Source organism: Phycisphaeraceae bacterium (assembly GCA_019636795.1).
In the GTDB taxonomy this organism is placed as follows: Bacteria; Planctomycetota; Phycisphaerae; order Phycisphaerales; family UBA1924; genus JAHBWW01.
In genome coordinates, this window is record JAHBWW010000002.1 from 576,728 (window position 1) to 600,514 (window position 23,787).

The 23,787-nt window shown below is 61.4% G+C and carries 19 protein-coding genes, 1 other RNA gene and 1 pseudogene; 14 read left to right on the top strand and 7 right to left on the bottom strand.

All coding sequences use genetic code 11. The features are described 5' to 3' along the window. The first annotated feature begins 897 nt into the window (after window positions 1–897). The 10 genes and pseudogenes from KF757_05625 to KF757_05670 all read left to right on the top strand — a co-directional run bounded on the left by KF757_05625 (window position 898) and on the right by KF757_05670 (window position 11,720). Entirely contained in the window at window positions 898–1,539 is a 642-nt protein-coding gene (locus tag KF757_05625; protein MBX3322452.1) for a hypothetical protein, read from the top strand. Window positions 1,540–2,690: 1,151 nt separating this feature from the next. Next, a complete protein-coding gene (locus KF757_05630; protein ID MBX3322453.1) occupies window positions 2,691–3,437 on the top strand; it encodes a hypothetical protein in 747 nt (248 codons plus the stop codon). 225 nt (window positions 3,438–3,662) lie between these two features. Then, the gene (locus tag KF757_05635; protein ID MBX3322454.1) at window positions 3,663–3,974 is read left to right on the top strand and encodes a hypothetical protein; all 312 of its coding nucleotides are present in this window, start codon (window positions 3,663–3,665) and stop codon (window positions 3,972–3,974) included. Between the two features lie 438 nt (window positions 3,975–4,412). Next, window positions 4,413–6,326 (top strand): putative DNA binding domain-containing protein, encoded by a 1,914-nt coding sequence (locus KF757_05640; GenBank protein ID MBX3322455.1) that lies wholly within the window; start codon window positions 4,413–4,415, stop codon window positions 6,324–6,326. A gap of 64 nt (window positions 6,327–6,390) precedes the next feature. Then, window positions 6,391–6,807, top strand: coding sequence for a hypothetical protein (locus KF757_05645; protein MBX3322456.1), 417 nt, complete (start codon window positions 6,391–6,393; stop codon window positions 6,805–6,807). Beyond that, window positions 6,800–7,402: a hypothetical protein gene (locus KF757_05650; protein MBX3322457.1), complete on the top strand. Its 603-nt coding sequence runs from the start codon at window positions 6,800–6,802 to the stop codon at window positions 7,400–7,402. The genes KF757_05645 and KF757_05650 overlap by 8 nt, the downstream gene beginning before the upstream one ends. Window positions 7,403–7,652: 250 nt before the next feature. Further along, on the top strand, window positions 7,653–7,889 hold the full coding sequence (locus KF757_05655) for a hypothetical protein (GenBank protein MBX3322458.1): 237 nt from the start codon (window positions 7,653–7,655) through the stop codon (window positions 7,887–7,889). Beyond that, window positions 7,886–8,107: a helix-turn-helix domain-containing protein gene (locus KF757_05660; GenBank protein MBX3322459.1), complete on the top strand. Its 222-nt coding sequence runs from the start codon at window positions 7,886–7,888 to the stop codon at window positions 8,105–8,107. Before KF757_05655 ends, KF757_05660 begins: the two co-directional genes overlap by 4 nt. Next, window positions 8,100–10,577, top strand: a complete 2,478-nt coding sequence (locus tag KF757_05665) for a DUF3987 domain-containing protein (protein ID MBX3322460.1) — start codon at window positions 8,100–8,102, stop codon at window positions 10,575–10,577. The genes KF757_05660 and KF757_05665 overlap by 8 nt, the downstream gene beginning before the upstream one ends. 576 nt (window positions 10,578–11,153) lie before the next feature. Beyond that, a pseudogene (locus tag KF757_05670) lies at window positions 11,154–11,720 on the top strand (tyrosine-type recombinase/integrase). Between the two features lie 207 nt (window positions 11,721–11,927). Here the strand turns inward: KF757_05670 and ssrA are convergent. The 5 genes from ssrA to KF757_05695 all read right to left on the bottom strand — a co-directional run bounded on the left by ssrA (window position 11,928) and on the right by KF757_05695 (window position 16,938). Further along, window positions 11,928–12,280, bottom strand: a transfer-messenger RNA (tmRNA) gene (gene ssrA / locus KF757_05675). A 14-nt stretch (window positions 12,281–12,294) separates the two neighbouring features. Beyond that, complete coding sequence (locus KF757_05680; protein MBX3322461.1) at window positions 12,295–12,834, bottom strand: hypothetical protein; 540 nt, start codon at window positions 12,832–12,834, stop codon at window positions 12,295–12,297. Next, on the bottom strand, window positions 12,834–13,772 hold the full coding sequence (locus KF757_05685; GenBank protein ID MBX3322462.1) for a hypothetical protein: 939 nt from the start codon (window positions 13,770–13,772) through the stop codon (window positions 12,834–12,836). Before KF757_05685 ends, KF757_05680 begins: the two co-directional genes overlap by 1 nt. A gap of 510 nt (window positions 13,773–14,282) precedes the next feature. Further along, on the bottom strand, window positions 14,283–15,035 hold the full coding sequence (locus KF757_05690) for a type II secretion system protein (protein MBX3322463.1): 753 nt from the start codon (window positions 15,033–15,035) through the stop codon (window positions 14,283–14,285). 244 nt (window positions 15,036–15,279) lie between these two features. Beyond that, window positions 15,280–16,938 carry a DUF11 domain-containing protein gene (locus tag KF757_05695; GenBank protein MBX3322464.1) on the bottom strand — a complete coding sequence of 553 codons (1,659 nt, stop codon included), beginning with the start codon at window positions 16,936–16,938 and terminating at the stop codon, window positions 15,280–15,282. A 212-nt stretch (window positions 16,939–17,150) separates the two neighbouring features. Here KF757_05695 and KF757_05700 point away from each other — a divergent pair, with 212 nt between their 5' ends. The 4 genes from KF757_05700 to gatA are packed head-to-tail and all read left to right on the top strand — an operon-like array spanning window position 17,151 to window position 20,582. Then, on the top strand, window positions 17,151–17,945 hold the full coding sequence (locus KF757_05700; GenBank protein MBX3322465.1) for a 2-C-methyl-D-erythritol 4-phosphate cytidylyltransferase: 795 nt from the start codon (window positions 17,151–17,153) through the stop codon (window positions 17,943–17,945). Between the two features lie 23 nt (window positions 17,946–17,968). Then, window positions 17,969–18,274: an Asp-tRNA(Asn)/Glu-tRNA(Gln) amidotransferase subunit GatC gene (gene gatC / locus KF757_05705; GenBank protein ID MBX3322466.1), complete on the top strand. Its 306-nt coding sequence runs from the start codon at window positions 17,969–17,971 to the stop codon at window positions 18,272–18,274. Beyond that, a complete protein-coding gene (locus KF757_05710) occupies window positions 18,271–19,191 on the top strand; it encodes a DUF2314 domain-containing protein (protein ID MBX3322467.1) in 921 nt (306 codons plus the stop codon). The genes gatC and KF757_05710 overlap by 4 nt, the downstream gene beginning before the upstream one ends. Next, on the top strand, window positions 19,188–20,582 hold the full coding sequence (gene gatA, locus KF757_05715; protein ID MBX3322468.1) for an Asp-tRNA(Asn)/Glu-tRNA(Gln) amidotransferase subunit GatA: 1,395 nt from the start codon (window positions 19,188–19,190) through the stop codon (window positions 20,580–20,582). The genes KF757_05710 and gatA overlap by 4 nt, the downstream gene beginning before the upstream one ends. A 16-nt stretch (window positions 20,583–20,598) precedes the next feature. On the opposite strand, the gene KF757_05720 is transcribed toward gatA, so the two are convergent. Continuing rightward, entirely contained in the window at window positions 20,599–21,408 is an 810-nt protein-coding gene (locus KF757_05720) for an FHA domain-containing protein (protein MBX3322469.1), read from the bottom strand. Window positions 21,409–21,532: 124 nt separating this feature from the next. Beyond that, on the bottom strand, window positions 21,533–23,704 hold the full coding sequence (locus KF757_05725) for a protein kinase (GenBank protein ID MBX3322470.1): 2,172 nt from the start codon (window positions 23,702–23,704) through the stop codon (window positions 21,533–21,535). Window positions 23,705–23,787: the final 83 nt, after the last annotated feature.

Consider the following 23,787-nt stretch of genomic DNA (forward strand, 5'->3'; position numbering starts at 1 on the left):
ATATACGCAGATTCCAACCCCCTTGCCCCTCCACACGATTCGCCGGCCTGTCCTCCCTCAACGCCACTAACTCCTCGCGAGGAATTATCACTATCTGACAAGCAGAGTTGATACTGGCCGGTAACAAATCTTAGTTGTTGCACATTTTCATACAGCTCATCCATGACTTCAAGGTAATTTTCATCATCGGCCGGGCCGACCGCCAGATCCCCGTCCAAGTAATTGCTACCTACATTCCTCGCAGTGCCATTAATAATAACTTGATCTTCAAAATGTCTTCCAAATGGGTGCAGAGTTGGTATGATGAAGTGCATGTAGAGGGAAGAACTGCCAGATAGAGGATCACTTTCAAAAGCCGCAATCACATCATTCACCAACTCTGCCTTTTGTTCGTCGCTCAGCGCTCCTTCCGCTGAATACCACCCGTCTGGCGGATAAGCAGGAGCTGTCGCGTTGCCGATCGGTCGATTCGGCCAGTCGATCGAGTTGGGCTCGTCGTAGTAATTCGCAATCCATTCAAACCGAGCCTGGATCTGTCGCATCGTCTCTTCAATAGGAAAGGACTGAGCGAACACCGAGCCGCCGCAGGGCAGAATGAAAAGCAGTATGGCCAAGGAGATCAGTCGGATACGATTCATGGAAGAAATCCTCTATGGACTGAGCCACAGCCTACTGTGACTCTGCCTACCAAACGCGCACCCAGAGCGTCGCGGTGATTTCTGCACAATTTTTCAACAATCGGCTTCGTTTGGAGTGCTTGGAGTACTCCCGAATCCCGGCGGGCTATGCTGCCGATGAACAAGGAGTGGGCGCTTGACGATGTGAGGGTCGCAAATGCACTATACTGTTGAAGTTATGACAATTGGTCTATTGCTCGCTGGCACAGCATCCCTGACCATGAATCATCAGCCGGACCCGCCACAGTCGTCTTCCTCCACTCAAACCCTGGTGTTCATCGAGGCGGGCATGTTGCCCGATGTCCTGGCTGCGGAAGGCATCAGTTCTGCCGAAACGCTCGCGATGCTTGCCGCGTTCGAGGATTGTGACACACTTTGCTCGGGCTTGATCGCGCTGCATGGAAGCCTTTCCGAGAGCGTTCAGCAGATTGCCTTGATGACGAATCGCTTAGCATCCAATCCACTCGATGACGATGCGCAAGTCGCGCTTGCGGCGGCGGAGGCCTCACGCACTGGATTGTCACAGCAACTGGTTCAAGCTCGATCGCAGCTGCGCAGATTCATCTGGTCAGAGGCTGGGCGGCCCGGACCCAATGCAGCATCAGCGTCGTTCCTCGCGGGCCAATCCCAATTGCCGATCGCACTGAGTGCGTATGAAGGCGAAAGCGACTTCCTCTCAACCCTCAAACAAGCCTTGGTTGCTGAACGCAGGGCCACACGACGGGGAGAAACCTTGGAAAGCAAGCATCAGACCGCGCTGCTTCGAGCACGCTCTGATCTCGCAGTCACCCAGGCTCAGGTGAATCTGAACGCAAATCTTCATGAAGTGTCCGCTGTTCTTGATTCATGGGGCCAAGAGTAAACCGCATCACGTCCAAGCCGATGAGGTTCTTCGCCGCACTGTGTCGCGTGGCGCGAGCAGCCCGATGCGGCGCTCATGGAGTTGCGTGAGCGTCAGGCGTTCAGTGCACGAGTCGACAATCTGCATGGCGCTCCAAGCGCTGGCGTTGCTGTTCAAGACCAGACGATCCACGCTGCCGTGCCCTTGGGCGACCCGGCCGGGGTCCGGCGCTCTCGGTTTCGGGATCGATGCACGGGTGCCGATCGGAACCCAAGTTTGGAGGCCACGAGAGGTCTCGCTCTCATACTCTCGGCTAACGCAGTCGTGAACAATGGGGGGTGTTGAGTGGCAGTTTCGCGAGCGTTTGTTCGACACGGGTCCAAGCTGACCCACTCAGCCTGCTCGGGTGCCGTCCAGAATGGCCTGCATCGACTCCATTTCCAGCGCGGAACCGTTGGTGCCGGGTGAGGTTGGGTCCACACTGATTACCCGTCTGACGGCCGTTCAATTCAATTGGGGGCCTTGGGGCGTGCGGGCTCGCTAACGACTTGCTGGTGTTACCGAGTCCGAAGGACTAGCAGAACCTCGCGACGAACAGAGTTCTGCAGGTGCATGTGGTACCGCTGATAGGCATCGAGTTCAATGCACTCGTCCTCAACAAATCCTGAAGCCTCAGCCACTTCGCGAAGCAGATCGGGAGTGTCGATCGCGAACGCTGATCCACCAAGCGAGCACCGGTTGGGGCCGATCACGAACGCTAGCGGTGCCCCCCGCTTCAGGAGGCCGGCCATAGTCCGGAACATGGCCCCCATCTCTGCTAGGTACTTGTAAAGAAGCGAGGGCGTATTCCTGCGACGGAAACCGCTTCCCGGCTTCTCCGCCTCAACGAGCATCCGGAGACAGGGGGAGTGACCGTCCCTCTGTCTCCGGATGCTCGTTGAGGCGCTATAAGGGCACGGTCTCGTGGGATGGCGAGTGCGTGCAGTAACCATTACCCTACTGGCAGTGTTTCATCTGGACTAGGTCAACTGTAGTGAGTACCCGCTGCCAACAGCGGGTATGGCGGAAGGGCTGCCGAGCCGGCCACGCGGCTCGCAGTCTGCCGCAAATGGCAGCATGGCCATACAATGTTGTCCAGTGCTTGCACATCGAGGAATTCATCCATGCGAGTCATGGAAGCCGTCGGCGCAGATGATAAAGGCTACTTTGCATCGTTGCTTGGCATCGATTCCAGCGAACTGAACCAAGAGTCGATCCGACTTCTGCGTGGTTCGCTGATTTTGATGAACCAAGACACTGGAAACGGTCGAATGCTCTCTTGTGTCGCCTTGGTCGAAGCGCTGGGCCAAATTGCGCGGTTCAATCCAATTTCCATGCCCCTCAGTTACTCCGAACCTAAATATCACATACAACACTCGAGCTGGGTGAAAGAGGCGAATGTGGCACAGGCCTTGGCACAGTTTGTTTATGCCTGTCGCCCGGATGACGAGCCACAACGAGTGAAGGATACTGCAGAATACGCACTGATTACCTCGGCAACGATGTCGCTACTGGAGCAAAGCCGTCACGACGCTTGGGTTCCCGGAATGGAAAGCGGTTCGGGCTGGACGAAGGTGTTTCGGGTTACCTCCGCCGGTCGAGACCGAGTTGCAAGGGCGCTCAACACCGATGTTCCCAAGACATCCGTGCCGCGATATGAGCGTGGCGAGTGGCTCTCAGTCACTGAGGCGGCAGAACTCCTGATCAACGACGTGTCTGGGATCGACCTCGACAAAGCCAAGGCTCGGGTTTCCAAGGCGGCGACCGAGAAGCGTTTCCGCACCAACGGCATTTCCGGTCGCGACCGCCGCATCGATCGCGACTCTTTCAGCACATGGCGGCTCGAGCAGCGTGAGAATGACCTGGACCGACAGGGTTGAACGCCGGGACTGCGCGGTGTTCCCGCGCGGTGTAGACCGCGCCCACACCGCGCTCCGCCCGCAAACCGGCCCGATCTGACGCAAGACCCGCATCGCTTGCAATCCGGAAACCTCGTGTATGGCGTGGCTTACGCGTTTCGGTCCTGCAGCCTGGGGCGTTCCCAATTCGAGGGCGAGGTGCAGCGGTGGCTCGACGCGTATCCCGCGATCCAGCGGCACCTGGACATGCCGTTGGACCGAGAGCAGAACGCGGAGGGATCTCGAATCGCCCGCGTCGAGGTCGGCCCGGAGGAGTCGCCACGCGAGACGGCCGCCCGCCTCCGCAAGGCGCTTGGCTTGGAAGACGACGCCCCAGTCATGAGCGTGATCGACATCCTCGAGCAGTCGGGCGTCCGCACTTTGAAGATGGACACCGACCTCGCGATCGATGGGACGGCCGCAGCGCTTGGGGAGGAGCACGTCGTCGTGCTGTCCCACGAGTCGTCGGCTGACCTGACCCTTCAATCATCAAGCCGACTACGGAAGTGGTCGGCGTGACTTGGATGCTCTCGAAGCTGGGCATTGCTGGTGGATTGCAAAGACTTCCACGACGGTTTGGCACCTCGTGCAGTGCAGAAGACGCATGTCCGCTGGTAAGCAGCCCGCTGGGGCCCGGAGGCATCCTTCATGGACGGACGATCCGCGGGGACGCCGGGAAACGGTCGGGGGCAGTGACGTTCCCCTCGGCCATATGCTTCGGCAAGGTATGCCCTTCACAACCGCGCATTCTGAGCGAATCACCTACGGCCGGCTTAACTTCCCCGTCGGGGAAACTAAATGCCCGAACCCCGTGATCTATTGGGATAGACGTCCTCGGATCTCCCGGACCGACGTTCCGCTCCACTGCTCCCACGCGCCTAGCTGCGAGCTTCCACGCATGACAGGCTCCGCCCAAAGCTTCCACAGGCCACGGGTTCGAGCGGCGGGGGCCCCCGCATGAGGTCTGCATCCGAACTTATTGAAGAACTTAACGCAGTGGACGAGTCGACGTCGATCGAGGCCAAGGCTGGCTCGGAAATCGGAAAGTCGATCATTGAGACTGTGTGCGCCTTCGCGAACGAGCCTGGGCTGGGCGGGGGTTACCTGGTGCTCGGCGTTGAACGGATCCGTCAGCAGGAGCAGCTCTTTGATGTCGGGTACGAGGCAACGGGATTGACCGTACCGGAGAAAGTGCAGGCGGACCTCGCATCGCAGTGCGCCTCGATGCTCAGCAAACCGGTGCGTCCCGAGATCCGCGTCGAGAGGGTTGGTAACGCGTCGGTCGTGGTGGCCCATATCCCCGAAGCGGCCTCCACCGACAAGCCGGTCTACATCATGAGCAAGGGCCTTCCGAGGGGTGCGTTCCGGCGCATCGGCCCGGCCGATCAGGCCTGCACCGAGGACGACTTGATCGTGCTTTATGAGGGGCACCGGGCTGAGACGTACGACACGACGATCATCACCGATGGAACGCTCGCGGACATCGACGCAAGCGCAATCAGCGAGTATCGGGCGCTGCGAGCGAATGTGAATGTGAACGCGGAGGAGCTGACGTGGTCAGACGGTGATCTGCTGCGGGCGTTTGGGTGCGCTCGTGAAGAGGGGGGCGTGGTGCGACCGACGGTGGCGGGCGTGCTGCTGTTCGGCACGCCGATGGCACTGCGCCGTTGCTTTCCCATGGTGCGGGTGGACTACATTCGGGTGGCGGGGCGGGAGTGGGTTAAGGACCCGGACCGGAGGTTCGACACGGTGGAAATCCGTGCTCCGCTCATCTCGACCATCCGGCGGGCGACAAACGCTATCCTCGACGATCTTCCGAAGTCGTTCTCGCTGCCTTCCGGCGAAATCCAGAGCACGGACGAGCCGATCTTGCCACTGCGGGTGATCCGGGAGGCGGTGGTGAACGCGGTGATGCACCGAAGTTACCGCATTCAGGGCGCTCCGACTCAGATTATTCGTTACGCGAACCGACTGGAGATCCGCAACCCCGGCCACTCGCTCAAGGCAGAGGATCATCTTGGCCAGCCGGGCTCGGAGACGCGAAATCCCAAGATTGCGGCGGTACTGCACGAGGTGAACATTGCCGAGACGAAGGGATCGGGCATCCGCGTGATGCGGGAGTTGATGCAGCGGAACAACCTGCTTCCCCCGACGCTGGACTCGAGTCGCCAGCCCGACCAGTTCGTGGCCACTTTCCTGTTTCATCATTTCCTTGGGCCGGATGACTTGGCGTGGCTCGGGGGGCTGACCGCCGAGAAGCTGTCGGATGAGGAATCGCGGGCCCTGGTGTTCGTCCGGGAGATGGGGGCGATCGACAACGCCGCCTATCGGGAGATCAACCAGACGGACACCCTTAAGGCCTCAACCCATCTTCGCCGCCTGCGGGATCTGAAGCTGCTGGAGAAAAAAGGGTCGGGCAGCCGGACCTACTACGAGCCGGGAGAGATGTTCGTGCCCGGTCCGCGTACTGGTTCGGCAAGCGCAGGAGCCGAAAGTCACCAGGCGGCGGCGCAAAGTCACCAGGCGGCGGCGCAAAGTCACCAGCCTGAGGCCAAAAGTCGCCAGGTGGAGCCCAATCGAGTGACACCCGAGTATCTCCCTCCCCAGATTGCCCACCGTCTTCCGAAAGCGGGCCAGCGACCGAGTCAGGACGTCCTGCGGGCACTGATCATTGACCTCTGCGCCGCCCAACCGCTGTCCGCAAGGAACTTGGCGGCTCTCCTTGGGCGGCGAGACCACAAGCCCCTGATTCGCGATCACCTCAGCCCGCTGATCGAAGATGGCCGGTTACACTACACGATTCCCGAAATGCCCAAACATCCCAATCAAGCCTATGCGGCCAGCCCTCCAGATGGGGGGGGTGAACCTTGAACCGAAGTGTCGCCTTGCTCGGGAAGGCTGAAGGCTCTCGGCTGGAAACCATGTGAGTTCACATATGCGGGACCGATCTCCGATCATCCATCTACTGCTCGCTATTTCCGATGCCGATGATGAACTCGGCCGCTTTGGGGACCAGTTGTTCGAGCCCACGCGCCAGGTCGACGCTCCCGGTGGCGCGGTTGAGTTAACTGAGCGCTTCCGTGCTGCCGCCGCGGACCTGATCGTCTGGCTGGAAATGAGGGGCCGACCGGATGACGCGAACGAGATCGATGACGCGATCGCGTCCCTGATTGAGGTCGCCCGGGCGTACGACCAAGGGGAACTGCGTGCCTGGCTTCGGGACGACGAGCGGGCGGGTCCGATTGAGCCGATCGATCAACTCCAGCAGGCGATGAACCAGGCGGCCGGGCGGCTCGAAGATCTGGCCGATGAGATCCCCGCTGAGGTCTGGCAGGGCTACGACGATGCGTAGCCCGTTGGCGGTGTTGCTCTCGGCAGCCATCGAAGATGCAAGTGCGGGGCCGCACCGTGGTTTCGATCGCCTGCTTGTTGAAATCGGCTCAGACTACCTCGTGCATCTGGAGATTCTGGGCTACTCAGGCTTGGCGTCTCGCATCGAAGGGCGGATCGACGAAATTCGGCGGTCGTTGTCGCCCGATGGCGATTGGTCATTGGAAGCGATAGACGCCGTGCGCGGAGCGCTCGGACTCGTCGAGGCAACGGATCGAAGGTTGAAGCAGCCGCCGCTGGCGGGGGTGGGCGCCGAGCGTCCGATGGCGGTGGGTGTCGCCGGTGCTCCGAAGCGCCGCTCCCGGCGCACCGCCTCGGACATCGACATGGACGAGTTCAAGATCGCCGAGGCGCTGAGCAAGGAGCCCACGGCGACGCGACAGAAGATCCGCGAAATGACCGGCATCGCCGCGGCCCACATCTCCGAGTCAAAGGTCTGGCGTCAGCACCGCAGCGCGCAGAAGAACGCCAGGGCGCGGAAGCATGCAGCGCCGGCTGGCGGCATCTATGATCTGAATAGGCGCGCCCAGCCACAAGAGGATCGGCATGACGACTGACAGTTCCAGAACCCTCGATCCGCGAGTGTGCCGTCACTGACCACCGGTGTGACGGTCACAACAAAGTCAAATTTCTTTTCCGGAGAGGGTGCTGCGATCACAGTCGATGGACGCGGTTTCGCCGCGTCTTGACGCCATTTGCAGCGATCTGAGCATGCGGTCAGTGACCACGGCGGGTTTGGTTGCAGGCCTATTCGATTCCCGGTACCGAAGACCGGGCACATGGGTCGAGACCGGTTCGGAGCCCGACATGGCCAGACCCACGAAAGCACCGCAGGACAGGCTTTGGACCGTCGCGCGAATCGCCGAGCACCTCAGAGTACCGCGCCACCGCGTTGAATACATCATTGATACCCGGAGGATCAACCCGATCGCGACCGCCGGGATCGCCCGTGTCTTTGCGCCAGTAGACGTCGACCGGGTCGGCGTCGAGCTCGGGCGCATCGACGTGGACCGCGACACGGGCGGGATGCGGGGTGACGCATGAGTCGCCACGACCCTGCATCTCCCATGATGGATCGCCTCTTGACCTACAGGGAGGTCGCAGCAGTGCTGGGTGTCAGTGACCGCGCGGTTTGGACTCTTGTCGATGAGGGCAAGCTGCCCGCCGTTCGGTTTGGGCGCAGTGTCCGCATTGATCCTGCTGATCTCCGGTTGTTCATCGAGCGAGCAAAGGGAGCGCCCCAGGTGGTGGACCATGGGTGACCGGATCGATGCCGTGCTCGATGCGCTCACCCGAGAGGGCTGCAGGCCAACGCGACAGGGTGAGGCGTGGTCGGCGTGCTGCCCCGCGCACGACGACCGTAATCCTTCGCTGTCGATCGGAGTCGGCGCGGATGCTCGCGTCCTCTTGCACTGCCACGCCGGGTGCGCGGTGGAAGCGATCCTCGGCGCGCTAGGGCTGACGCTAAGAGAGCTCATGCCAGCACCGATCGTCGAAGCGAGGAGCTTGCCCGCCCTTTCTCGCGAACCAAAGAGCGGCTCGACTTTTCCCACCGCCGACGAAGCGATCGCGGCCTATGAGCGCACACACGGGCCATGTGCTGCACGATGGACCTACACCGACACGACAGGCGAACCGGTCGGCGAAGTGCTCCGATGGAATCCGCCAACGGGTGGAAAGGTCGTGCGGCCGATCTGTCGGCGCGGCGATGGCTGGGCCATGGCGGCGATGCCTGAGCCACGACCACTGCTGCACTTGCCTGAGTTGTCGCATCTACCCGACGGTGCACTGATCTATGTCGTGGAGGGCGAAACGTGCGTGGATGCCGCTCGGGCCCTCCGTCTTGTTGCCACGACCAGTGCAGGCGGCAGCAAGGCTGCGGGCAAGTCCGACTGGTCTGCGATGAAGGGCAAGGTCGTCGTGATCTTCCCCGACAACGACCCGGCGGGCGTGGCGTACGCCGAAGATGTAGCGCGGCAATGCCGGGCGGCCGGCGCTCAGGAAGTCCACGTTGTCCGGCTGGCCGACCACTGGCCCGGGCTTGCACCAGGCGGCGACCTTGTCGACGTCGTCGCGATGGATGGGGACGATGTCGAGGCATTAAAAGCGAAGTTGGATGCGTTGGCATTGGCGAACGCACCCGTCATCGAGGATGAGCCCGTACCGGACTGTCCGGAGAGTCCGCCTACGTTCAATCCCGCTGCACTCTTCCCCGACGCGACCGGTGACATCTGCGACTTCTTCGCCGACCTGGCTCGCTCGACCCAGACGCCACCCGAGATGGCCGCGCTGCTTGGCTTGGCCGTGGGGTCGGCATGCATCTGCAACGTCGCGTGCATACGAGGGCATGGAGATCACATCGAGCCGGCCCCCTTGTGGGCCCTTGTACTCTCTGAGCCTGGCACGCGCAAGTCGGCAGTGTTAACCGAACTGCTGCGGCCGATTCTGAAGTGGGAGGCCGACAAGGGTCGCGAAATGCGCCCTCTCATCGCCGCGGCGGCCCAGCGGCATCGCATCGCTGAACGGCGTATTCGCGCACTCGAGGATCAAGCATCTAGGAATGACAACCCGCTCCAACGCGCTGCGATCGAGGGTGACGCGATCCTGCTCGCCCAAGAGAAGGAAGCGACCCCCGTACCAACCTCGCCAGCGCTCTTGGCATGTGAGCCGACGCCGGAAGCGCTTGTGCGACAGATGAAGGACAATCACGGGCGGGCACTGCTCGCGAGCGCCGAGGGTGACGCGCTCGATATCGTGCAGGGACGTTACTCCGGCGTGCGAAACTACGGCGCGCTCCTGAAGGGTCACGCGGGCGATCCGTATCGTGCTCATCGAATCGGTCGCCCTTCCGACGTGATCGACCGCCCAGCGCTTGCAGTGGCACTGTGCGTCCAACGGGCGGCGGTCGAGGCGGTGTGGTGCGATCCGCAGGCGGAGGGACGTGGACTTCTTGCCCGCTTTGCCGTCATCGCCCCCCCGGACCTCGTTGGCACGCGCGACGTACGCCCCGAGCAGGTGGCGGTGTCTGCGCGGGAGGCGTGGCATTCCGCCATCACCAGACTGCTCTCCTTCGAGCCGAGCGACGATCCCAATGTCGACCCCGTTGCCATCGCGCTCTCACCCGAGGCCGACGCGGTGTACCACGCCTTCCAACTGCGGAACGAAGCCGCTCTGGGGCTCGGTGATCTGGCCGAGCGCCGCGCGTGGGGCGGCAAGCTCTGCGGCCTTTCACTGCGGTTCGCGCTGACGCTGCACGCGCTGGCGACTTGGGGTCGAACGAACACGCCCGCGGACGCCACTCACATCGATGTCGAAACGATGGCATCTGCCATCGCGTGGGCCGACTACCTCGCCGCCTCTGAGCTTCACGCGCGGCTCAGCATCATCGAGCCCCCCGAGGGGCGTGTCATGAAGCGTCACCTCGCACTGATCTCTCGCCACGGCGGGTCTGTGAGCATTCGCGAGTGGCAACGCCTCCGCTCGCTACGCCGGGCAACCGACGCCGAGGCGGAACTCGACGCCATGGTGAATGCTGGTCATGGTATGTGGTCATGGCACGCGCCTGGGGCCCGCGGTGGTCGGCCTTCGCGTCGGTTCACACTCAACGGCCATGCCATTGCGTCCGACACATCCCCGCCCACGCCGGCAGCACACGCCCCGGATGGGCCGCAGGGCGGGGTTTCGTCAGTTTCGTCAGTGTCAGGCGGTGAGGTCCGCGCGCCCATCGACTAAATCCGTACACATTTTGACGGAATCAGCCCGTCCCGCTTGACCCTTTCCCCCAGCCGTGCATCACTCACGAATACGGAGGTCCGCCTGATGGCAAGCATCACCACCCGCAGCAATGGAAGTCGATTCATCAGCTTCCGCACCACCGACGGCACGCCACGGCACATCACGCTCGGCAAGGTCGCCAAGCGCTACGCCGAAGCCTTCAAGGTCCGCGTTGAGGACCTTGCCAGCGCGGCCATGCATGGCCACGCCCCCGGGGACGACACCGCCCGCTGGCTTGCCAACCTTGACGACCGCATGCACGCCAAGCTCGCCGCGGTTGACCTCGTCCCCGCCCGCCACAGCGCCACTCTCGGCACACTCATCAACGGCTACATCACTGAGCGAGCCGATGACCTCAAGCCCGAGAGCATCCGTAAACTCCGCCAGACGCAGACCAAGCTGCTCGCGTTCTTCGACAAGGACCAGTCGCTGCGGAAGATCGAGCCCGAGGAGGCAACGGCATGGCGACGGTCGCTCAAAGATCTGGGTCTGTCGGAGGCAGCCGTCCGCACACACTGCGGCAATGCGAAGACGATGCTGGCCGAGGCGGTTCGCCGCAAGGTCATCGACGCTAACCCCTTCGACACTCTCAAGAGCGGTCCGACCCCAAGTAAGTACACGCGATACGTCACGCCCGAAGAAATCGAGGCCGTCATCGACGCCTGCCCGGATTCCGAGTGGCGGCTGCTTTTCGGCCTTGCCCGCTACGCCGGACTGCGCATCCCGAGCGAATCGCACCGGCTCACCTGGGCCGATGTGGACTTTCTCGGCGCCCGCCTTACCGTTCACAGCCCGAAGACGGAGCGATACGAGGGCCATGCCCAGCGGGTCGTTCCCATCATGCCAAAACTGATGACGTTGCTCCAAGACCGCTTCGAGGCGATGCCGGACGGCGACATGCCGATCGTCGCGATCGGCGGCAAGGGCGCTATCATCCGACAGGTCCGACGCATCTGCGCCGCAGCCGGCGTCGAGCCTTGGGACCGCCTCTGGCAGACGCTCCGCTCGTCGTGCGAAAAGGAGATGGCGATGACCTTCCCGCAGTTCGCGGTGAGCAAGTGGATCGGCCACAGCATCACTGTCAGTGGCAAGCACTACGCCAACGCCGTGCCAGACGAGCTGTTTGAGAGAGCGGCGAGCACCGGTGCGACCCACCCGAACTGCGCGCAGCGCCAGGCGCAGCAGAAGGCGTCGGAAACGCCTCGAAATGGCCCGAAGCAGGCCGCCACGCCAAAAACGACCAACGGGCGTAAGTCCGCCCGTTGCGGGAACTTGCGAGATATTTCCGCAAGTCCTTGTCCTACAAGGAAATGGAGCCGGGGGGAATCGAACCCCCGTCCCAATGCAGTCAGCAGGATGCGTCTACGTGTGTAGTTGCTGTTTTGAATCTCGGCGTGGTGCCGGCCAGCAACAGCCTGCACTTCGGCCCAGCGACCGGTGAACCTCCTCGCAGAATCGGCCGGTTGCACCCCGACTCTGCCAGCCCGATGTCTTGACCCGCCGCCGTATCGGACGTCGAGCGACGGATCGGAAGCCCTTTAGGCTGCCATTGCGTACTGCGGTTCGGCAGTCATAGTGTTTGCGTGCTTTTTACGAGGCCAGCACGCCCCTCGACACGCATCATCAAGCCTTCCCTGCACGGTCGAAACCACATCGGCCCCAACTTGTCAATGGGTTATTCTAGCGCCGGTTGGGCCGACACGCTGTGCGATGTGGCTACTTGTACTGGTCGCGTCGCGCTGAACAACGCCCCAGCAGCAAGCAGCGAGGCCGCGATCACACTGCGCGTCAGGATCACGCCCCAGTTGGCCTCTCCCGATGCAAGCAGGCCACACCCGCACGAAGTGGGCTCTGGGGGAGGCCTGATCGTGAGTGCAGCGGCATAACCGGCAAACACCAAAAACACCACAGCACCAGCAAGTAACACCAAGCCCACCGCTCTCTGGCCGCGTGTCAAGATCAACACGAGCCCCAGCCCGCCAACCAGAAGTTCAACAATCACAAGTGCGGTTGAAGCAAGACCAGCAACCGAACTGCTCAACAAGCCATGCGAGACAACCACACGCTTGAATGTCTCCAGATCAGCAATTTTCTCGATTCCCGAGTACAGCAGCAGAAGTGATACGCCGAGCGCGACAAGCAGAAGGGCGGCAGCTGCCAATCGTGCACAAGGCTTAGGTCCCGCAAACGTGATCACCCCGGGCGCGGCTGTCATCACCGCGCAACCCTCGCGCGAATCAATACAAACAGCCCGATCACCACAACGACAATACCTGTCACGATCAGGGGCCAACTCATTCTCGAGACTCGCTGCTGCTCATATACAATGCTTGCGGGTTCACGGCCACGCATCGCTTCACCGGAAATTGCAGTAACTCTCATCTCCCCTAAGATCCGGTTATCAACTGCCATTGATTCGATGTTCTCCACCTCGAAGAGTTCTGTCTTCCCATCGGGAAAATAATCAATCTGGACAAGGCGAAATGGGTTTGCACCGCCTGTCTTTTCGACAACCGCGAAACCCGGCGGTGAACGCTGATCAATCGTGTAAGAGATCGTGTCTCCCACCGGATGTCCCATTTCAGGGTCGGCAGCCACTTCAAGCCGTTGTGGGCTACCATCAGCGCTCAGTATAATCGACGCGGCCCGCGTCCTTGATGTCCCATAGAAGGGCCGTTGAAATGAAACCCGCCACGTCTGGTCAATCGCGCGTTCAATTCGCGATGCTCGTGACGATTCTTGCAACAGCCACTGTGTATATATGCTCGGAATATAATAACTCAAAGAGAGCCCACTATCGTCGACAGGCTGCTCATCGATGACGATAGAGCCCCGCCGTGCCTCTCCCCTAAATGATCGCCCCATTCGATCACGTCCCATGACATCCTGTTGGCTTGCTTGGAACCACGCGCCGGTCACCGCATCATATGCGATAATCATCCGACCGTATCCCTGCATGCCATTCTTAGTTTCTCCTGAAAATTCGAAAGTCGCGACGATAGTCCCTGATGACTTTCCCCAAGTTGTCGAGGCTTCTTTCAACTCATGCCACGATGAATCATAAAATGACGAGTTTTGTGATTCCGACTTCGAGAACCCAGTGGCAACCGCTACATTTAGACACGCCAGCAATACGCAAGATTTGCTCAACATCGCCGTATCCCCTCGGATTCAAAATCTTTACACCGGTGGGCCAGACAGACAACTGTTCTCGCAGTTCCAAATCTGATACAGTTGGGGAAAAACGGTCAGCGTTCGAGTCCCCACCAGCCAGCAACAGCGTCCGTCTGGCAGAATCCCGATGAGCTTTCCGCCTGGAGGTGGGCCGCCTGCGCACTCTCCACGCGCAAAGTACGCACCCTCATTGAGCTCGTAAGAGTAGCAGTTTGCCCATCGCCATCCAGCCCGCGCTTTCACGTGCTGATCATTATTGAACCCGGACACGGCGTCCTGTTCACACACGACGGCATATGACCCGGAACACGGGCCACCCAATTCAGAAGGCGGATTCTCTTCCGCAGGCCACTGATAAAGATACTTGCAACACACCGGCGCGGCTTGCGCGATTGCACTTGCCACCAGAATCCCACACGCCAAGATCCCGACAGTTCTACGACCCTTCATTTTCTCATCCTTTCCACATTCTCTTCCAAAATCACTGAATTATCGATCTCGACCACGCACCCCGAACCATGTCGAGATCACTGGCATGCCGATGCCCTCATCAAGGAGCAGCGGCATTTCTTCGTTGAAATCCACATACGTTCCGCTACCCGCCGAGCCATCGCTGAATGCGATCGGCGCGATCCAAGGCCAAGCACAGCAAAACCCCGTTCCTCCTTCAGAAGGCGCAAGTCCGTTGCTTTCTCGCACCAGCAGGCCCTTTGAACTCGGAAAGAGCACCTGAAAGGCACGAGTCGTGTTAGACTTCTGATGAATCGCGAGAGGCACATAGCCCGGTCTCATTTCATCCGCGTTATACACCATCGCAATCGACATCATGTAAGAGAACAAACGACCGTCGAGCGTATACGGATCGACCTCCGCCACATTCTCGAAGTGCCCGCTCTCGATCATCGGCAAAGCCCAGTCACCTGCAACCCTGTACAAGTGCCCTGTCAGATCGTATGGATACGGGTGGGCCTCCTTGTAATCTCCGGCATACATCGCAATCGTCGCGGCATGCTGTCGCACCAGCGCCACATCGCGCGTCAGTTTCGCCTGCGACATCGCCCGGCCGAGCGATGGAGCCATCAGCCCTATCAAGATCATCACGATCCCGATCACAACCACCAGTTCGATCAGCGAGAAACCCCGGATGAGCCGAGTCTTCCGCGTGCACATTGCCCAGCTCAGCCGGGGCAACGACTCTTGCCTCGGTGACTTCACTTGCACATCGCGTGAGAACTTGAGCATGAATATGCACCTCTATCAATTTTCAGTGTACCACTGCCCCCCCCCGTGTCAAGTCCTCAGATGGTCACGCCAATGTCAACATCGGGGCTACAGCGATTGTGCTGGCTCGTGGGTTTAACGAATTCGCAAAGTCTGATCGACTTGTGTGCAGCCCCGGACACATGCAATGCCTGGTACGACAAAAAGAAAAACGCCCGAGCCGAAGCCCGGGCGTTGGTGAGTATTCGTTGAGTTGCCTCGAAGATTACTCGTAGAAGTTGGTCGTCTCGACCTTGATCAGAGGCCTGGTGATCTCGTTCGAGACCGACTCGGCACGGAAGGACACCTGACCGGCCTTGACCGCACGGACCGTAATCCGATAGGTCGCGGTTGCCCCCGGAGCGATCCGAGTGACAGCCGGGAAGGTGATCTCGAGTCCGCGGGCCTGGCCAGTGGCCGGGCCATCGGGTGTCGCGCCGGTGGCGGAGACGAACTCCATCGTGTTGCCTTCGTCCATGAAGGAGCGGAAGCGAACATTGGTCAGGTCTGCCGAACCCTGGTTGGTGACGGTGAGCGTGTACGTCACGGTCTGGCGGAGTTCGATCGGGTCCGGATCGTCATAGCCGTCGAGCAGCATCGCGGGAATACCTTCGATGTTGGTCTGGCACTGATCGTTGACCGCTGTGGCGCAGGTTCCCGTGAGAGTTGCGCGGGCGGTCAGGCTCTGAGCCGACGATGCGCGGACGACGATCTCGCCGCTCACGCGTGCACCGGGTGCGAAGTTGCCGAGATTCCAGACGACGTTTCCGCCCTGGAGTGTGCCACCGCCAGTGGCGGAGACGAACTCGGAACCTGCCGGAACGGGAACGACCAGCGAAGCACCAGCGGCCACGCCGTCACCCTTGTTCTCAGCCGTGACCTTGAAGGTCGTGTTGCGGCCGAGGAAGGTGCGGCCGGGGCACTCGATATCAACTGCGAGCACAGCCTGACGCACGGTGGTGCGAGCTGCCTCGGCGGTGGCCTTCAGATCGCCTTCGGCTGCGGCATTGCCCGCGAACGAGAACGCGCCTGTCTTGGCAGCCTTGGCCATGACGGTGAAGTCCTGGCACTGTCCGGCTGCGAGAGCCGGGGCGGTGAAGCGAACTTCACGCGCACCGTTGACGGTGAGACCTTCGGGCAGCGTTTCGGTGACAACGACGTTGGTCGCCGGGCCGGTGCCGGTGTTGCACACGGTGTACTTGATCGGGATGTTGTCGCAGATCAAGGCTTCCGGAATGGTCGTGACCGCGAGCGTCAGGGCCGGCTTGACGACAAGGATCTCATTGCAGAGGCTCGTGTCATACGACACCTTGGCGCAGGCCTGAATACTGCCCTCAGCCGGGGCGGACCCGCGGACCTTGATTGTGCGAACTTCGCGCGGTCCCATCGAGCCGAGAAGCCAGTGCAATGTGCCAGCGTCCGAACTCGTGACCGACGGATCGGCGGAGATCAGACGGAAGTTGTTCGGGACTGAGTCCCAGATCTGAACATTGTCCAGATCGAGGCTCGTCAGGTTGGTCACCCGAATTTCGTAATCGAACGGCGCACCTGCGTTGACCGTGGTCGGGAAGAACTTCTCGATCAGGATCGCGCTCGTGCGTGGATCGCCCGTCGGATACGCCGCCGAGACCGAGCCACGTCCTGCCGTCACTGCCGGAGCGCGTGTCTCCTGTGCGGGTGCTTGGGCCGGAACGCCGTCTGTCCGACGCTTGGGTGGCCTCGGATCCCACCACGGATCGGGCTGCCCCTCCAACTCCACAGCGACGTGCTCGACTTTGACCGTCTCGCTTGTCGCCCGCTGTTCATGGGACCGGCATCCGGTGCCCAGCAACAGCGATGCTGCAAAAAGCACCGCGCCTGCCAGTTTCAACGATTTCACTTGCATGACATACTCCAAGTTACGGGTTCACTACCGCTCAAGAGAACCGAGCGGCCTATCAAATTGCAAACCTGGTCCGATTCGCAAACATCCCACAGAACAGCCCGCAGAACAGACAGTTACGGGGTCACAGTGTAGCACCGGCAATCCCCCATTGTCATCATCTACCCTACTTTGAACCATCTATTGTCAACCCAAACCCCAAAGGACCTAAACCGATGCGTGTAGCAGTCATCATTCCCGCAGCAGGTGCTTCGGCCCGATTTCGCACCGATGACCCTACCCGATCCAAACTAGACGAAGATCTAGGCGGAAAACCTGTTCTTCAGCGCACAGTCGAACTCTTCAACACCCGCGACGACGTCGGCACCATTATCGTCGCCGCCCCGGCCTCCGACGATGCCTTCGCTGCCTTCTCGCTGCGACACAGCGACAAACTGTCACTTTTTGGCGTACAGATCTGCCGTGGAGGAGCCAAGCACCGATACGAATCAGTCGCAAAGGCACTTGCTCTGGTCAGCGACGACCACACTCACGTGGCCATCCATGACGCTGCGCGCCCTGCTGCTTCAGAGACTCTGATCGACCGCGTTTTTGATGCTGCAGCCCGTCACCCGGCCGTGATCCCAGGCATTCCCCTCGACGACACCCTCAAACGAGCGGGCGATCCGATCACGGAGTCACCTGACGCCGACCCGATTGCCGCCATCCTCGGCGCATCCACCGGAAATCAACACCTTCGCCCCGTTCTCGAAACCTGCGACCGCACAGGTCTTGTGGCTGTTCAGACGCCTCAGGTTTTCGAACTTGCTCTCCTTCGCCGCGCTTACGCCCAGAATGATCTGTCAAGCACCGACGATGCCTCGCTTGTCGAGAAACTCGGTCAGCGTGTCCTCATCGTCGCGGGCGAACGCCGCAACATCAAAATCACACGCCCCGAAGACGTGCACATCATCCGCTCGATCCTCGGGCTGCGAGGCCCGGACACACGCGCCACGCACAAACGCTTCTGACTTTCCTGCCTCTACACTTTCCGATGCCTCCCCTTTCAGCCGACGACATCCATCGCCTCGCGCGACTCGCCAAACTTTCGATCGCTTCCGATCAAGTCGCGGACCTGCAGGCTCGGCTCGAAGCAGTCCTCCACCACGCCGAGAACCTCGCGACCCTCGATCTGGAAGGTGTCGAACCGATGTCTCATGTCGAGGGCGACGTCAACCGCCTCGCGTCCGACGAACTCGGCCCGCACCTCGACCACGACGCCTCGCTCGGCTTGGCTCCGGACCGATACACCGACTATTTCAAAGTTCCCAAGGTTCTCGGCGAAGGCGGCGGAGCATGATCGGCTCGATCCTGCGCACACTGACGCGGCTCTTTCGCCCGCGCGCCCGGCGCAGCGATCTCAACTTTTCTGTCGTCATCCTGATGAAGGAACTCCCCAATCTGACAGATGCTGAAATTGTCAGTGCGGTGCGCCGCGCGCTTCCGACGAGTGCTCCGACTCTGCTCGAAGCGTCTGCCCTCCCGGCTCCAGACTTCGCTCCGAACCTCGAAGATCCCGGACGCATGATTCCCGTGGCTGTGAATCGCTGTGTGTACGGCATCCTGATCGCTCGCTTTGCGTACGACCCCGACCCCGAGTCCAACACCACCCCGACCTCCCGGCCTGACTTTGATGCTGCCTACCGCGCGCACAAGGCATGGATCGCCATCGACCATCTCGGGGGCGACACCGATCAGGCCTTTGCTGTCATCGGACAAATCGCTGCCGAGATCGCGCCTTCCACTGCCACGCTCCTCTTCCTGCCGGGTCTCAATCTTGCTGCGATTCCCACGCCCGAAATTCTCGAAGCCATGCGCACGGGGCCGTGGCTCGACCTGATGAGCAATGTTGCGCAGCCCTCCGTTATCCACCGCCCGCAAGATGATGCTGCCCTTGCCGATGCTGCACGCGAAGCCCACTCGCGATTTCCCGAGTTTGCCGAAGCCTTTGCGCTCAAGAAAGGCATCAACCACTCGGCTAAGTTTCCCTTCGACGATGGCCAGGCGGTCGAACATATGTGGATCGACGTCCACGCCATCACTGATACCACGATCTCAGGCACGCTCGGCAATGAGCCTCACGAGGTCAAAGGCTTCGCACTGGGCGACCAAGTCACACGCCCGATCGACCAACTCGAGGATTGGCTCTACATTCACAACAACGACATCGTCGGCGGATTCTCCGTTCAGATCCTCATTGACGAGCACGAATCATGACCAGCCTCGCCTCTCACGCCATCGCTGCTGCCCACGCCCATCAGCCGTCGCTCAACGCCTTCACGCAGATCTTTGATCCGGCGGACGTCGATCTGCGCGACAAGCGTCCAGCCATCAATGACACGCTCAGCAGCACCCCCATCGCCATCAAGGACAACATCTGCACGACCCAAGGCCTCACCACTGCGGGCAGTCGGATTCTCGCCAACTACCGCTCACCGTTCGCCGCCACCGCCGTCGCTCGCCTCGAAGCTGCTGGCGTTGCCATCATCGCCAAGACCAACATGGATGAGTTCGGCATGGGCTCTTCGACCGAGCACTCGCCCTTTGGCCCAACCTCGAACCCCTGGAGCCTCGATCACGTTCCCGGTGGAAGCTCCGGCGGCTCCGCGGCTGCTGTTGCGGCACGCATCGTCCCCGCGGCGCTCGGCTCCGACACCGGAGGCTCCATCCGTCAACCGGCTTCACACTGCGGGGTCGTCGGGCTCAAGCCCACCTATGGCCGCGTGAGTCGGTTCGGGCTCGTCGCCTACGCCTCGAGCCTCGATTGCATCGGCCCGATCACCGCCAATGTTCGCCTCGCAGCTGCGATTCTTCAGACCATCGCCGGAGAGGATCCGCACGATTCGACCTCCTCGCGCCAGCCCGTGCCGAACTACCTGGCGACGATAGATGAACCGATCCCTGACCTGCGCATCGGTCTCGTGCGCTCGATGCTCACCGAGCACAATCACCAGGACGTGAACGCTGCGGTCGAGCGCACCGCTGGCGCACTTCGGCTGCGTGGCGCGACCATCGTCGATGTCGATCTTCCGACCGCGCCGCTTGCCATCGATGCGTATTACATTGTTGCGACGGCAGAAGCGAGTTCCAACCTTGCTCGCTACGACGGCGTGCGCTATGGCGTGCGGGCTGCGCTCGCGCCGAGCGACTCGCTGGATGACTTGTACACACGCTCGCGTTCGCAAGGCTTCGGGCGCGAGGTGCAGCGGCGCATCATGCTCGGAGCGCACGTGCTCTCAGCCGGGTACTACGACGCATACTACTTGCGTGCGCTCAAGACTCGCCGACTCATCAAACAGGACTACGACCGCGCTTTTTCCGAGCACCGCGTCCACGCATTGCTGATGCCTGCATCGCCCGGGCCCGCATTCCGCCGTGGCGAGAAACTCGCCGATCCACTCGCGCTCTATCTCGAAGATATCTACACGGTCGGCATCAACCTCGCCGGGCTGCCAGCCATCACGATTCCCGTCGCTACGACCTCCGCCACGCCCTCGCTTCCGATCGGAGTGCAACTTGTCGCTCGCCCGTTCGACGAACAGACACTGCTCGCGATTGCTCGCGCAGCCGAGGCCGAACTCGATTTTCAATTCAAGCCCGCGATCTGATCGAACACGATGAAACTCAACGCGACTTCTTGGGTCTCATCCAGTTCGACAGTTTCTGCGAGATGCTCGCGCCTGCACCGTCGTCTGCCGACTCCTGGCGAACAACCACCGGTGCCGGGGTTGCAGGCTTGGTGGGCTCCGGCGCCGGGATGGCCAGCAGCGTCGTTGCGGTCAGCGTCATGCCATCTTCGCCGACTTCCGGGTCCGGCCTCCATGACGGGCCACGTCCTTCAGCCATGCTCGCAGCGACCGAATCGTCGGGCACGAACTCGAACCCGTCAGAGAACTTCACGAAGCGCAGCACAGATCGCCCAAGCCGCACTTCATCGCCGTGATTGAGCGCGACCGACAGATCGATGCGCGTGCCATTGACGATCGTTCCCCATCGACTGCCCAGATCCTCGACGAAGTGCCGCCCGCCGCGAACCACAATGCGGAGGTGCCGACGAGAAACATGCTCGTCTTCGAGCACAATGTCGTTCTTCTTGCTGCTGCGGCCGATCAGGATGTCCGTCCCTTCCTCCATCGGCAGCACCGAGCGCAGCCGACGGATGCGGTCGGCTTCGGGCGTCGAAACCAGTAGTTCGGGGCGAGTCCAGTTGGCACTGTTGATTTCGCCCTCATCGAGCAGTTCGGAGGCAGGCCTGACGCGCACCCGCACGCTCCCGATGCTCACCCACTCGCCCTTGGTCACGCGACGCAACTGTGTGAACTCATCGCCCTTAGCACTGATGCCACCCTGGTCAAACTGCACCGTCACCATGCCAGTTGCTCCCGATCGGTCGGGCTGGTTTTCGACTTCGACGATGTAACGCTGAATGGGCATAAGGGGTTTACACTTGCCTGAGACGCGCAAAGTCTTGCCGCATCATTGGATACGAGCGCTCGATCATATCGGTTCAATCCGGGCAGATCCATGAGATTTTCCGGATCGGCGTAGCCGGTCGATGTCAGGTCAGGAACGGAATGCGCCCCTTGCGCTCGACACCCATCTCGACCCGCAGCCAACCCCGCAGGGCTTCGCCCATGTCCCCAGCCTTCATAAACCGATCATCCGGTCGGCGGGCCATGGCCTGGAGGCAGATCCGCTCGAGAATCTCAGGCACAGACCACACCAGCGTGCTTGGCTTGCCCGGTGCTTCGGTCACGATATCGCGCAGAACCTCGGCCACCGTCCCGCGAAATGCTGGGCGATACACCAGAAACTCATACAACACCGCACCAAGGCTCCACACATCCGCCCGCGCGTCATTCAACTGCACCTCATCCGAGAAACTTGCCCAGTCTGCCACACGCTCGGGCGACAAGTACCGAGGTGTCCCGACCCGCGCACGCCCGATGCCCTGCCGATCCGCAGGCCTGGCCGCAAGACCAAAGTCCGTAATCATCATGCGCCCGTCGGAAGACAGAAGAAGATTGCTCGGCTTGATGTCGCGATGCAGCACACCCTCCGAATGGGCGCGCTCAAGGCCGTCCGCAACGCCCGCAACCCAGTACGCAACCAGCCGGTAGTACGCGTTCTTGTCGGGGAGGAGCAGTTCGCGCAGTTCGGCGGGCGAACGCTTCGGATCGACCCCGGCCGTCGCGAGCACCGCATCCCCTGTGAGCTGATGCGCAGCCTTGGACTCAAACCGCTTGACCAGTTTGGATCCGTCAAGCCCGCGCACGAACTGCATGATGTAGTATCCGCCTCGGCCGAGCTTTTCGAACCGGGCGACTTGCACGATGTTCGGATGCTCGAGCTTGGCTGCAGCCCTTGCCTCGTGCTGCAACTGCTCCTGAGATTCCGGATCCACCGAGCGCAGCACCTTGATCGCGACATCCTTGTCCAGTTGCGTGTCATACGCAAGAAACACGCGCCCCATGCCGCCCGACCCGATTTCTTCCTTGATCGCAAACCCTGGAATCTCGGGCAGCGAGTCCTCAGCCGCTGCTGCATCGGGCGGAGGCGGAGGCGTGCCGCGCGTTGCGTGCGTCGCGGATGATCGCTCCGGGTCCGCCGTTACATCCGCATCCGTAAGCGAGTTTGTGCGCCCCGCTCGCGAGTAGCCTTGTGAAGGCGAAACGTCAAAGGCTGCGGGTGCAGCCGCCGGGATCGGCGCCGCTGGAGCGCTGGGTGATGGTCGCGACGGTGCCCGGGCCGCTCGAGAGCGCGAGCCGCTGCGCTCCGATGCGAGCCGCGACGCAATCTTCACAGCCCGCTCGATGCGCTGGGCCGCGGGCCGCTTGGCGTGGCTGATCGTCAGCCACACATCTTCCGTGTCTGGGTTTCTGCCATCAATCTCATCATCGAGCATCACCATGCACCGCAGGAACTGATAGACGTGTTCCTCTTCCTCAAGGCCATACCCCTTAGCACGCTCCACCCCGCGCTGGATCAGCAAGCGCAAAGCCGAAGCATCGCGCACACTCGGGTACGACGAGAACTCTTCACGCAAGTCGCGTTCGATGCGGTCAACCAGACTCGCATCGGGGCTGTAGGTCATCGCCCGCGCCCATGACTTGCTCGTGCCCGATTCACCCTGCGAACTCGAAGCCGATGGTGGCGTCACGTCTGATGCCTGCTGGCTCGGTGAGGGCGGCTGGAAAGACGCTGGGGACTCGCGCCTTGCCACCGGTTCGGGCGCTGGCGTCGCTTGTTCAAACACCGCCTCTGAGGCTGCCTGACCGATGGCCGGTTCGACCAGTTCTTCCTTGCGAGGCCAGAGCGATTCATCACGCGTCGCGCTGTCATCGATGCCGCGCGTTGGAGCCGCCCAGCCCGAAGGCGTCGTCTCTACTCCGGCCGTCGGAGGCGGCGCGACTGGTGCCGAACGCCCCGCCGGTGCGTCCGCCGCAGGAGTCACGACATTTCGCACGACCTCGGGCACTTCGCTCTGTGTCGTTTCGCCCGAAGCATCATCCCGTGTCACGCGCACCCGAATCAGCGTCGCTCCCACGAGCAACTCGCACCGCGCGGGCAATGCACCAGGCTCTGCCAGAAACTCGCCGTTGAGGCATGTCCCGATCTCGTCGTCGAGATTCTCGACCATCAGTCCCTTGTCCGCGACGAAAAGGCGGCAATGCCTCGGCGCGGTCATATCGTCGTCGAGCGTCACGCCACAATCGCGACTACGTCCCACGACACACTCATCGCCCAGGTTCCCGAGGTTGATCGAGAACGTTTGGACCTTGTCCGCTGGTTCGACAATTGCCAGTTCGATCC